Annotated in this window: 12 protein-coding genes; 8 read left to right on the plus strand and 4 right to left on the minus strand. The window is 44.2% G+C overall.

The window, feature by feature from the left end; all coding sequences use genetic code 11:
- The first annotated feature begins 19 nt into the window (after positions 1-19).
- Positions 20-2,980: a histidine kinase gene (locus ACQY73_RS25835; protein WP_428656635.1), complete on the plus strand. Its 2,961-nt coding sequence runs from the start codon at positions 20-22 to the stop codon at positions 2,978-2,980.
- 4 nt (positions 2,981-2,984) lie between these two features.
- Here ACQY73_RS25835 and hslU read toward each other — a convergent pair whose 3' ends face one another.
- On the minus strand, positions 2,985-4,424 hold the full coding sequence (hslU, locus tag ACQY73_RS25840; protein ID WP_428656638.1) for an ATP-dependent protease ATPase subunit HslU: 1,440 nt from the start codon (positions 4,422-4,424) through the stop codon (positions 2,985-2,987).
- Between the two features lie 95 nt (positions 4,425-4,519).
- On the opposite strand from hslU, the gene ACQY73_RS25845 reads away from it, so the two are divergent.
- The 3 genes from ACQY73_RS25845 (at position 4,520) to ACQY73_RS25855 (ending at position 5,745) form a co-directional block, all read left to right on the plus strand.
- The gene (locus ACQY73_RS25845) at positions 4,520-4,819 is read left to right on the plus strand and encodes a hypothetical protein (RefSeq protein WP_428656640.1); all 300 of its coding nucleotides are present in this window, start codon (positions 4,520-4,522) and stop codon (positions 4,817-4,819) included.
- A 79-nt stretch (positions 4,820-4,898) separates the two neighbouring features.
- Complete coding sequence (locus tag ACQY73_RS25850; RefSeq protein WP_428656642.1) at positions 4,899-5,357, plus strand: nuclear transport factor 2 family protein; 459 nt, start codon at positions 4,899-4,901, stop codon at positions 5,355-5,357.
- A gap of 130 nt (positions 5,358-5,487) precedes the next feature.
- Entirely contained in the window at positions 5,488-5,745 is a 258-nt protein-coding gene (locus ACQY73_RS25855; protein WP_428656644.1) for a hypothetical protein, read from the plus strand.
- A 109-nt stretch (positions 5,746-5,854) separates the two neighbouring features.
- Here ACQY73_RS25855 and ACQY73_RS25860 read toward each other — a convergent pair whose 3' ends face one another.
- A complete protein-coding gene (locus ACQY73_RS25860; RefSeq protein ID WP_428656646.1) occupies positions 5,855-6,865 on the minus strand; it encodes a S1C family serine protease in 1,011 nt (336 codons plus the stop codon).
- 75 nt (positions 6,866-6,940) lie between these two features.
- Between ACQY73_RS25860 and ACQY73_RS25865 the strand changes: the two genes are divergently transcribed.
- The 4 genes from ACQY73_RS25865 to ACQY73_RS25880 all read left to right on the plus strand — a co-directional run bounded on the left by ACQY73_RS25865 (position 6,941) and on the right by ACQY73_RS25880 (position 10,752).
- Entirely contained in the window at positions 6,941-7,126 is a 186-nt protein-coding gene (locus ACQY73_RS25865; protein ID WP_428656649.1) for a hypothetical protein, read from the plus strand.
- Between the two features lie 99 nt (positions 7,127-7,225).
- Positions 7,226-7,627 (plus strand): GxxExxY protein, encoded by a 402-nt coding sequence (locus tag ACQY73_RS25870; RefSeq protein ID WP_428656651.1) that lies wholly within the window; start codon positions 7,226-7,228, stop codon positions 7,625-7,627.
- A gap of 100 nt (positions 7,628-7,727) precedes the next feature.
- Complete coding sequence (locus ACQY73_RS25875; protein ID WP_428656654.1) at positions 7,728-9,221, plus strand: sulfatase family protein; 1,494 nt, start codon at positions 7,728-7,730, stop codon at positions 9,219-9,221.
- 163 nt (positions 9,222-9,384) lie between these two features.
- The gene (locus ACQY73_RS25880; protein ID WP_428656656.1) at positions 9,385-10,752 is read left to right on the plus strand and encodes a sulfatase family protein; all 1,368 of its coding nucleotides are present in this window, start codon (positions 9,385-9,387) and stop codon (positions 10,750-10,752) included.
- A gap of 9 nt (positions 10,753-10,761) precedes the next feature.
- On the opposite strand, the gene cdaA is transcribed toward ACQY73_RS25880, so the two are convergent.
- The gene (cdaA, locus tag ACQY73_RS25885) at positions 10,762-11,562 is read right to left on the minus strand and encodes a diadenylate cyclase CdaA (RefSeq protein ID WP_428656658.1); all 801 of its coding nucleotides are present in this window, start codon (positions 11,560-11,562) and stop codon (positions 10,762-10,764) included.
- 54 nt (positions 11,563-11,616) lie between these two features.
- Positions 11,617-12,252, minus strand: a complete 636-nt coding sequence (locus ACQY73_RS25890; RefSeq protein WP_428656660.1) for a DedA family protein — start codon at positions 12,250-12,252, stop codon at positions 11,617-11,619.
- Positions 12,253-12,303: the final 51 nt, after the last annotated feature.

A 12,303-nucleotide genomic window follows, 5' to 3' on the forward strand; every position in this document is an offset into this window, starting at 1 on the left:
TCTTCTGCCGTTTCTTGGAATGGCTCAATTGCCCGATATTTCCTTTGAGCATATTTCTACCAAACAGGGGCTTCCTTCCAACGATGTTTGGTCTGCTGCCAAAGACAAACAGGGATTTATGTGGTTTGGCTCATCAAGGAGCTTCTGTCGCTATGATGGCTACAATTTTGACACTTTTGAAGAAGCCGCTTCGGGGTATAGCACCGGTGTATCCGTTGATCACAAAAGCGGTCGTATCTATGCCTGCAATTCGGCAAAAGGATTGTGCGCGATTGATCCGAAGGACTTGAGTGTAAAAGTAGTATTGCCTATTAATTACGCAGATAAAAAACTTGAAAATAACCACTACGACCAAGTGCTCGTAGATTCTCATGAGCAGGTTTGGTCGTGTGATTTGCTGAATGTCAAACGCTATGATCCCGTTGCGAAAAAAATAACCCTGTATCCGTTGCCGGCTTCGGGGCTATATCATCAGATCTCCCGTTTTTTCGAGGATTCCGGTCATACGCTTTGGGCCGTTTCCGACATAGGTTTGTACCGTTATGACCGCAAATCGGATCGGTTGGTTTGTCAAATAGGGGCAGAGGCTGCTAATCCAAAGAATCGACGCCCGCTTCGTTTGTGGTCAGCTTCTGAAGATTCCAGTCGGCAGCAACTCTGGATTGCCTGTCACGACGGTTGTCTGTTGCGTTACACGCCTTCGACCGACACGGCAGAATATTTTTCAAAAGGGATTGAAAATCAAAATGTTACCTGCGTACAGGAAGGTGTGGATGAAAACCATCGAAAAATACTTTTTGTCGGAACAAAGTACGGCTTAAGTGTTTTTCGTCCCGATGAAAAGCGCTTTTACCATTTTGCGGACTTTTATGAAAAAGCGACGCACGTAAAAAGCATGTACGACGACAAGGCAAACGGTATTTTATGGATCACTACTACCGAAGGCCTTTATAAATACCGTTACCAAAACATTGGAATTCGTGTTCTCAATTTGCCCAAAAACTTGGTGACACTACCTGTAGGAGTTATGTGTTTTGCCAATGGAGCTTCTGAAAATGAGGTTTTTATGGGTTTGTCACATACCGGCGTTCTGCGTTGGGATCGTCGGGAGAACCGGTTTCAGCTATATCGTTATCCCGTGAGTGCTTACACCCACAAACTGCGTTTTATCAATGCCCAACTCTGGGCGTTTACCGACGCCGGTATTTTTATCTTTGAAAATTCAACGGGCAGTTTTAAGGCTACCAACTACCATCGTTTTTTCAAATCTCCCGATATAGTGGATGCCATGCTCGACACCAAGCGCCGTCTTTGGATCATTCACCTGTCGCAGGGGATGCAGGTAATTGATTTTGCTACCCGTAAATCCCTCATAGTGTGGGATCAAAAACGAAACAAAGAATGGTTTGATGATGCGGTATTAAAAGAGATCGAACAAGATAAAAATGGTAAGATTTGGATCGCAGGCTGTTCGAATGCCGTTGTGGTTTTTGACGAATCCATGTCAATTTTTGTAAAGGTAAAAGACCTGAAAAGTAATGCCGGAAAGAGTTTTGCGGGTATGTGTATCAACAAGCTGAGCTTAAATGAAGATGGCTCGTTGTTGGTGGCAAGTTGGGGAGGCATCAATAAATTGGACAACAGCGGAAAAATTCTCACAACCTTTGATTATGAGCACGATAAAATGGTCGATACCTATTGCTCAAACATCGGGGAGGACGAAAAAGGCAATCTCTGGTTCAGCACCAACGAAGGAATTCACATTGCCAACCCTTCCAATCGAACCATTAAGCGTTTTACGAGTGTGGAAGGACTTTCCAATAACATTTCCTTCGGTTTCCTGATGAATAAAAAAAGGGAATTGTTGGTGGGATACAACAATAGTTTTGATGTTCTGAATATCAGGGAACTAAACTCAGGTCAATTTGTGCCTAACATCGCCGTGAGTTCGGTGGATGTTGTCGGGAAAAAACGTAATCACGACATTTCTGAGAACCTGATGTTGGAAAGGGACGAAAATACAGTGTCCTTCAGTTTTTCGACCCTGAATTTTGACCCACCTTCCAAAAACAGCTATCAGTACCAATTGGAAGGTTTTGATAAACGTTGGATTGATCTGGGGAACAAAAACAGGGTGACGTTTACCAATCTGGACCCAAAATCGTACGTGCTGAAAGTCAAGAGCGGGAGCAGTATCGGGGTGTGGAATGAAAAACCGATCCTGATTCATTTGACCGTAAAACCCGCTTTTTATGAAACGTGGTGGTTCAAGATTCTCATGGCATTGCTGATATTGGGAGGGGTTTTTCAATTTATACGTTGGCGATTGAATGCCATTCAGGAAAAGAATCGAATGGCCGTACAAATGAGCGATTGGCGTTTGCGGGCGCTACGTTCGCAGATGAACCCTCATTTTTTGTTCAATGCGCTCAACTCCATTCGGAGTTGTGTCATGAACGGACAACAGGCCGAAGCGACCAATTATTTGACTAAATTCTCGAAGTTGTTGCGCATTATTTTGGTCAATTCCGCTAAAAACAAGATTCCTCTTTCGGATGAATTACTGGCGCTGAAATTGTATTTAGAGGTGGAATCCCTGCGGTTTTCGGGCAATTTTGAGTATGAGATTCAGATCAATGAAGACGTGGATGCCGACCTGATCTCGATTCCTCCGATGCTGATTCAGCCGTACGTAGAAAATGCTATTTGGCACGGATTGCTTAATAAATCAGGCGACCGCCAATTGACGATTTCGGTCGCTGAAGTTGAGAATAAATTGCAAATAATCATTCAGGATAACGGAGTGGGCAGAGATGCAGCGGCGCTCCATAAACAAATGGGTCACAAGTCATTGGGGACGCAACTGACCGAAGAACGCCTTCAGTTGCTCGGAGCCGATGCTACCGCTCACACGATTGATCTGTATGATGATACACACGCCCCCGCAGGGACGTGTGTGGTACTGACGCTTCCTATCTAATTGCTTACAGAATGTATTGGCTCAGATCACGGTTTTTCACCAGACTCGACAGCCTTTGCTGTACCAAGTCACGCGTTACCAATACATGTGAATTGGCACCGATAACGTCAGGAATATCAAACATAAAGTCATTGAGCAAGGTGCTCATGACCGTCTGTAAACGGCGCGCGCCGATATTCTCAACGTCGGAATTGATCGTAAAGGCAAGTTTTGCGAGTTCTCGCAACGCATCGTCTTCAAACTTTAAGTCAACGCCCTCTGATTCCATCAATGCTTCGTATTGGCGCGTAAGAGAGTTGCGGGGTTCCTTTAAAATTCGATAAAAATCGTCTTCGGTTAAACTTTGTAATTCGACACGGATCGGAAAACGACCCTGTAATTCAGGAATCAGATCCGACGGCTTAGAAACGTGGAATGCTCCCGCTGCCACAAACAGAATATGATCGGTTTTAATGGGACCGTATTTGGTGTTGACGGTAGAGCCTTCTACAATCGGCAGAAGGTCGCGCTGTACGCCTTCACGGCTTACGTCCGGTCCGCCACCTTTGCCGCCCGAATTGGCGATTTTGTCAATTTCATCAATAAAAATAATGCCTAAGTCTTCGGCTTTGGCAATGGCTTCTTCTTTGACCTCGTCCATGTCGATGAGTTTGGCCGCTTCTTCTTCAAGTAAGATTTTGCGGGCATCGGCGATGGTCAACTTGCGCTTTTTGCTGCGTTTAGGCATCATATTACCAAGCATTTCCTGAATGTTCATCATCGACATATCATCAATGGGACCGCCCATAACGCCGATATTGGGTGCTGCGGAGGCTTGCATGTCGATTTCGATCTTGCGGTCTTCGAGGTCGCCGGCGCGCAGTTTTTCTCTGAAACGAACCCTTGTCCGTTCGTTGAGTTCCTGGTCGGGCATGGAAGATATTGGCGGCGGCGGCGTATTTATCACGTCATTATCATCCGTAATGGCAAATCCAACGCTGGGACGATGGTGGTGTTGGTTGGTGTTGTTAGGATACATGGGTGGAATCAACACGTCCAAAATGATGTCTTCGACAATCTCCTGCGCCTTTTGTTTTACGGCTTCTTTTTTGGCGGTTTTTACCATATTTACGGCCTGTTCTACCAGATCACGCACCATGCTTTCTACATCACGGCCTACATAGCCCACTTCCGTGAATTTAGAAGCTTCTACTTTTATAAAAGGTGCATTAGCGATTTTGGCCAATCGACGGGCAATCTCGGTCTTTCCAACCCCCGTGGCGCCAATCATCAGAATATTGTTGGGAATGATCTCTTTTTGCATTTCGGGCGTACTGTTCATGCGCCGCCAACGGTTTCGAAGGGCAATGGCTACGTTGCGCTTGGCATCGTGTTGCCCAATAATGTATTTATCAAGCTCAGCGACTATTTCGCGAGGTGTCAATTTGTCTAAGTGAATGGACATAGATGCGTTAAAATTTTGCAAAACAAACGTAGAAACGTTGGCAATTTCAAATTTGAACTCTATTTTTGTACGAATTTGATAAACGAATCTTGAAGATGAAACGTAACTTTTTGAAAATAAGTGCTTTGTTGTTGGCGGTTTCTTTAGCCTCTTGTAAGTATCAAAAGAACAATACGATTGCCCAAACTGACGTACGCGCGGGTGATGAGTACGTTTACGGTGTACACCCTGACTCAGCGGCTCGCCAAACAAAGATTAAATATACGGCTAAGCCTGAGTTGGAACAACGCACAAACGCCATTCGCGAGAAGCTTTTCGGCGCAGCTACTGCTGAAAATGCGACTCCTGTAGCCGCGCCTGCCGTTGCTGATACCGCAGCCGCAGCCACCAAATAGACTGTTATTGCTTGACATAAATACGAAGCGACGTTTTTCTAAGCGTCGCTTCTTTTGTTTCTTTTAAAAACTCCTTTTTATGAAAAAACTATTCCCACTTTTGAGCATTGCGCTACTTTTGAGCGGAAGACTTTTGGCCCAAAAAACCGAAGAGCCGTTAGTGAGAGAGCCTATCCAACAACTGTTTGACGGCATGAAAAAGAGCGATTCTACCTTAGTGCGTCAGTCGTTAATGGCCGGAGCGCGCCTTGAATCGATTGCTAAAAACAAATCCGGCGAAATGACTGTACGTTCTGATTCCTTTGAAGGATTTTTGAAAAGCATCGGCAAAGCCACGCCGGGTGATTTGGACGAACGACTGAGCGCCATAGAAATACGCATCGACGGTGACATGGCTACAGCGTGGACGCCTTACAAATTTTATTTCAAAGGCAATTTCAGTCATTGCGGTGTCAACGCCTTTCAATTGGTCAAAACTGCCGCAGGTTGGAAAATCTGGAGTATCATCGACACCCGCCGAAAAGAAGGATGTGAATGATATTGGTCGGTGAAGCAGGTTGCTCACAACCTGCTTCACCGACCAATATACAGGCGGTTACTCATAACCGCCTGCACTAAACCAAAGTCTGCACCAAACATGCCTGCACAAAAAAAACACAGAGACAGATATGCGTTACGTTGGAGATATTACAAGTACCGATTTGTACAAAATTGGCCTTTACACTTGGAATGGTAAGTACATTGTTAAAGTGGAAGCCGGCCTGTACGAGCAAACGTACAAAGTCAGTGAAATGGATTTTTTAGGTGATGAAGCCGATATTCGTAAGCTCTTCACCGACGAGGCATTTCTGAAAACCATCTTTGCGCGTTTTAACCAAATGCACGCTGATTTTCAGGACGCAATAGAACGTGTTGAAACACCATAAAAAAACCTCCGGATTGATTTATAAAGGGTTTTTTATGGCGTTTTAATGAAAAGCATTTTTCAGTTTTACATTTCTGATTTTTCAGTTTTCGCCCATCAAGTTCCAACGATCATTTCAACTCACCGGGAATAACGCTTATTTTCTTCGCCAAATTATTCCGTAAAATCGTCACTTCGCTGCGTTTGCCGATGGAGTTTTCGGTGAGTAATTTATGCAGGTCATCGACTGAACCAACGGGGGTTCCTTCAAAACCCACGATAATATCGCCCGCCTTAAATTCCGAATTGTACGATACGCCGTCGGCTTCTACGCTTACGATGTAGATACCTGTTTTGGTTTGTAATTGATTGTATTGCATGATACGATCGGTGAGGTTGATGAGCTGACCGGCAATACCCAAATAGCCTCTGCGTACACGCCCCTGCATAATAAGCTGACCGGCTACCTGTGCCGTAATGTTGGAAGAGACCGCAAAACATAACCCTTGTGCGGGCAGAATAACGGCAGTATTGACCCCGATCACTTCTCCGTGCGAGTTGACCAGTGGCCCTCCTGAATTGCCGGGATTGAGCGAAGCATCGGTTTGAATAACGTCATCGATCAAACGGCCTGATTCAGAACGTAGTGAACGACCCAACGCGCTGATAACGCCTGCTGTAACAGTGTACTGAAATCCGTAAGGATTGCCGATGGCAATGGCGATTTGACCTACTTGCAGGTTTTTGGAATTGCCGAAAGGTACAACCTTGAGCGCGTCACCATATATCTTCAAAACGGCAATATCCGTGGCGGGGTCGCAGCCCACGATCTGCGCTTCAAACTCGCGACCGTCTTGCAGCAATGCTGAAATTTTGGTGGCACCTGCCACGACGTGATTGTTGGTAATCACAAATCCGTCGGAAGAAATCACAAATCCGGAACCTGTTCCCTGACCGTCGTTGGGGGTGCGGCTGCGGGTTTCTTTTTTGCCGCTGACTTTGATCTGAACGACCGAGTTGCTGACTTTTTTAGCTACATTTACCACCGTTTGGGAGTAAGCATCGAGTAAAGGTGCATCATTTTGTGAGACTGAACTGCCGCCCTCGGCGACGTCAGTACTTGAGGTTGTGAAGGTTATCATGGTGTTTTTAGAATGAGAAAATACCGTTGCCTCAATCACCGTTCCATTTCATAAAAAACGACATTTTGACAGACAATGACTTTTGAAGAATACCTTATCACCAAAAAAATAGACATAAAGGCATTTCGCCAACACGAAGCAGAGCGTTTCCACGAATGGGAAGTGCTCTTTGCGCAGCTGCATCCCGAGAGTTTTACAACTCAAAAAAAGTTTTTGATCAACGATATGCGGCGGAAGTATCTCCTGAAGATTGAAATTTAGAACACTGATTTTTAAGATTTTGATGATGAAGTTATGATACCTGTTGTAAAAGAGGTAGTCTAAAGCATATTGAATCATCTTAATAATCAGTGTTCTTTTATGACGAACCTTAACTACAAACATTCAGAACTCACAAGCGTTATTATTAAATCATTTTATAAAGTATACAACACCTTAGGTTATGGGTTTTTGGAAAAAGTGTACGAAAATGCAATGATGCTTGAAATGCGAAAATTGGGGTTGCTTTGTAGTAAACAAATTCCGATTGATGTTTTTTATGAAGGAGAGCGAGTAGGAAATTACTACGCTGATATTATAGTTGAGAATTGTGTAATTCTTGAACTTAAGGCCGCCGACGTACTTATGCCTGAGCATGAGGCTCAACTTACAAATTATCTTAAAGCAACGGACATTGAGGTTGGTTTACTCCTTAATTTTGGGAAAGAAGCACAGTCAAAACGGAAAGTATTTTCAAACGAATACAAGTTGCGGAAAATCTAAAGTAATAGAACACTGATTAGTATGATTTCGAAGATAAAATTATGATTACATAATAAATCTTAACAATCATACTAATCAGCGTTCTGAAAAAATAAAAAAAATGCGATTTTTATCTATTATCCTTCTATCAATTCTGTCACAAACAGCCTTTGCGCAGCAGAAACCCAAAAATGTCATCTTCATTCTGGCCGACGACCATCGCTACGACGCTATGGGGTTTATGGGGAAATTCTCAGGTTTGCAAACGCCCAATCTGGATAAAATGGCCGCCAAAGGGGCGCATATTCAAAATGCCTTTGTAAGTACAGCCCTTTGCTCGCCAAGCCGGGCGAGTATTTTGTCGGGCCAATATGCACATACACATCAGGTTGTGGACAATTTTGCGCCGCTGCCGCCCACTACCAAATTCTTTCCTTCTTATCTTCAAAGAGCAGGTTACAAAACCGCTTTTCTGGGAAAATGGCACATGGGGAATGGCGATGACGCACCACAGCCCGGGTTTGATTATTGGCTAAGCTTTAAAGGACAAGGTGTTTACTACAGCCCTACTTTTAATATCAATGGCAAGCAGGTGACCCACAAAGATGGCTACACCACCGACCTGTTGACCGACTATGCCATTGAGTGGATGGGCAAGCAGGACAAAAACAAACCTTTCTTTGTATACCTCTCGCACAAAGCAGTTCATGCTGATTTTCAACCTGCCAAGCGTCACGCGGGTGTGTACAAAGACATGCCGATCCACTATCCGGCGTCAATGTATCTGACCAAAAGCGATACCAGTAAAATATGGGGAACAAATGCCAAAGACCCTGAAACCGGGCAAGTGAAAAGCAACCTGAAGGACATGCCCAATTGGGTTAAAAATCAGCGATACAGTTGGCATGGAGTGGATTACTTATATCATGGTTCGATCAGTTTCAATGATTTTTACCGTCAATACTGTGAAACGTTATTGGGGGTAGATGAAAGCGTAGGGCGTGTGATGAAATACTTGGAAGACAATGGATTGGCCGAAAATACGCTGGTCATTTATATGGGCGACAATGGTTTTAGCTTTGGTGAGCGTGGACTGATCGATAAACGCCACGCCTATGAAGAATCAATGCGGGTACCGATGCTGATGAGTTGCCCATCCGTAATTAAACCCCGGACCAAACTGACAAACGTACTTCAAAACATAGACATTGCTCCTACCATTTTAGCGTATGCGGGTTTAACGACGCCCGCCCAAATGCAGGGAAAATCGTTTCTGCCTTTATTGAAAGGAGAAAAAATACCTTGGAAAGATCGTGCTTTTTATGAGTACTATTGGGAATATGATTTTCCCCAAACACCCACAATGTTTGCCGTGCGAACCGACCGTTATAAATACATTTTCAATCACGGCGTATGGGATGCCAACGAACTATACGACTTACAGGCTGATCCCATGGAAATCAATAATCTGATACGAAGCCCTGAACACCAGACCATTGCCAAAGACCTGCGCGATCAAGTGTGGGGATGGTTGGAAAGTACCAATGGTCTGCAGATCCCGCTCAAACGAATTCAGCAAAAGCGAAATGACCATATCTATAAAGGAAATTATTGATGTGGTACGGACAGCCTGTCCGTAATTACATTTCAACAAAAGACCGCTGTTAAAAAGAAGTTGATAGACAGACAAAACCATTCCTGAGATGATTCGTTGGGTGTCTTTAAATGTTTACGGACAGGCTGTCCGTACCACAATACTAATTTTGTCAGGATTTTTTATGCAGCCTTCATGGGCTCAAAAAAAAACTAATATCCTTTTTTGTATTGCGGACGACTGGGGAAAACATGCGGGTATTTATGGCGATAAAGTAGTTAAAACCCCTAATTTTGATCGCTTAGCGCGGGAAGGAGTTGTTTTTACCAATGCTTTTTGCGGTTCGCCCTCCTGCACACCTTCCCGTGCGACGATCTTGACGGGGCGGTATCCTCATCAAAACGAAGAAAGCGGAAATCTTTGGAGTACCCTGCAAACCAAACTTCCCAATTATGCCACACTGCTTGCCCAAGACGGTTACCACGTAGGTCTTGAACGCAAAGGGTGGGGGCCGGGAGATTTTAATGTTGGAGGATACACACAAAATCCCGCAGGCAATAGTTACAAAGATTTTAATGAATTTCTGGAGAAACGGTCCGATGGCCAACCGTTTTGCTATTGGTTTGGAAGTCAAGACCCACATCGTGTCTACGAAGCCGGAACGGGCAAAGCCTCGGGCATGAACCCTGCCGATGTACGTGTGCCACCCTATTGGCCCGATACGCCCGAAATACGCGAAGATATATTGGATTATTATTATGAAATCCAGCGCTTTGACCATGAAGTGGGAGAGTTGATCAAAAAATTGGAAGAAATCGGTGAATTGGAAAATACACTCATTGTGGTGACTTCTGACAATGGAATGCCCTTTCCACGTGCCAAAGCTAATGTGTATGATGCCGGCACTAATCTGCCTCTGGTATTTTATTGGAAAGGAAAGATTGCGCCTCAACAAACCAATACGTTCATGAGCTTTGTGGATTTTGCTCCCACATTTTTGGAAACGGCCAAGTTGCCCATTCCCAAAGAAATGTCCGGTAAAAGTTTGTGGCCTTTATTGAAAAAGCAAGTTCGGGAACATCGAACAGAGGTCTTTCCGGAGCGCGAACGCCACGCCAATGTGCGTCGCGGCGATAGAAGTTATCCGATCAGAGCCATTCGTACGCATGATTATCTGTACATACAAAATCTTGAACCTACCCAATGGCCCGCCGGTGATCCACAGCTTTATTTTGCCGTTGGTGCGTATGGTGATGTTGATCCCGGTCCGACCAAAGATATAATGTTAAGCGATTCCGTCAAGTATGCCTATCATTATCAATTGACATTTGCGAAACGCCCTGCTGAAGAGTTGTACGACTTAAAGAAAGACCCCGATCAAGTAAACAATATCGCTCAGAAGAGCAGTTATCAAGCTATAAAAAAGAAACTGGCGGCTCAACTTACTCAATGGCGAAAAGATACCCAAGACCCGCGTATAGATGGGAAACGCCCTTTTGAAACCTATCCTTATTACGGAAACTCGGCAGAGACCGAAAAAATGAAAAACTGAAGCGGCATATTACTTTTTGCCTTTTTCGAACAAATACTTTTTGAGCCGCTCTTCGATCTCAGAAGCGGGAATATTACTGAATAAATTACCTTCAATGGCCAACGAAATACGCCCGGTTTCTTCAGAAACCACAATAACGGCAGCGTCGGTTACTTCACTCATCCCCAAACCTGCCCGGTGACGAAAGCCCAAATTGCCAAAATCATCACTGTCAGAAACGGGCAAAATGCAGCGTGCGGCCTTGATGCGACCATCGGCTACAATCACGCCCCCGTCATTCATGGGGCTGTATTGATTAAAAAGAGAAAGGAATAAACGTTTTGAAAGAACACTGTCAACTTCTTCGCCCGTTTGGAGGTATTTATCCAATTCATCATTCTTCTTGATGACCAACAGCCCACCCGTAAATTCGGATGCCATTGCCCGTACAGCTTCAATAATGGGCTTGATCTCGTTGATTTTGTCGGTAGAGGTAGGCTGGCGCAAAAAACGACCGAGCAGACGATTGTTGGCAAAAGCGGTCGATTTTCCAATGAACAACAGAAAACGACGAATTTCCTGTTGGAAGATCACGATCAAAGCGACTGCTCCCACCCCCATGAAGTATTCCAGAATTTTGGTCAGCAGTTCAAGCCCGATGGCACGTACTACCAAATAGAAAAGATAAATCAGCAAATACCCCAGAAATACGCGACTCGCTAAGCTTCCACGAACTAAGTAATAGATTTGATACAGCAAAAACGCCACCAGGAGGATGTCCAAAACATCCACCCATTCGATGTTTAAAAAGCCTATGTGGAAAAGAAACATAATTTGTATGGTTAACTGTACTACGGTGGCCTTTCCTTTTCGGACTACATTTTATCACTCATTGCCAATGTCTTTTTTTGCCCCAAAGTATCCCCGCACGACCGTAAATGTAGTAATTGCCAAAAAGAAAATGATGATATAATGAACATAGTTAATAATCCAGGGGAATTTCTCGCCAAAATAATAACCACCGCCTGTTAATCCAAAAATCCATAATCCTGCTCCTATAACATTGTAGAGCATAAATCCGGGCCAGCGCATTTTGACCAAACCCGCCAAAATAGGTGCAAAGGTGCGAATTACAGGAAGAAAACGACTGATAACGAGCGTCCGACTCCCATATTTGTCAAAATACTTACGAGTGGTTTCGATGTGTTTTTTCTTGAAAAAAAGCGAATCCGGGCGGTTTTGAATCCGGTCGCCAAAAAAACGACCCGTTAGATAACCGGTTAGTGAGCCCAAAACGGCTGCTCCAAAAAGACATCCCAGCAGCAAAAAAATGGGAACGTTCAGAATGTTTAATGCGCAGAAGATACCCGCTAAAAACACGAGATAGTCGCCCGGTAAAAAGAACGCAAAGAATAGACCATTTTCGGCAAAAATGATGAGCGTTATTAATACCAAACCACCTGTGCGGATAATCTCTTCAGAGTTAAGGAGGTAGTGGAAAAAGTCAGTGATTGAATCCATGCCCAAAATTACATAACTTCCGGTTCATGGTGAAATAACCAACCGAATAAG

Source organism: Runella sp. (assembly GCF_965279615.1).
Classification (GTDB): Bacteria; Bacteroidota; Bacteroidia; order Cytophagales; family Spirosomataceae; genus Runella.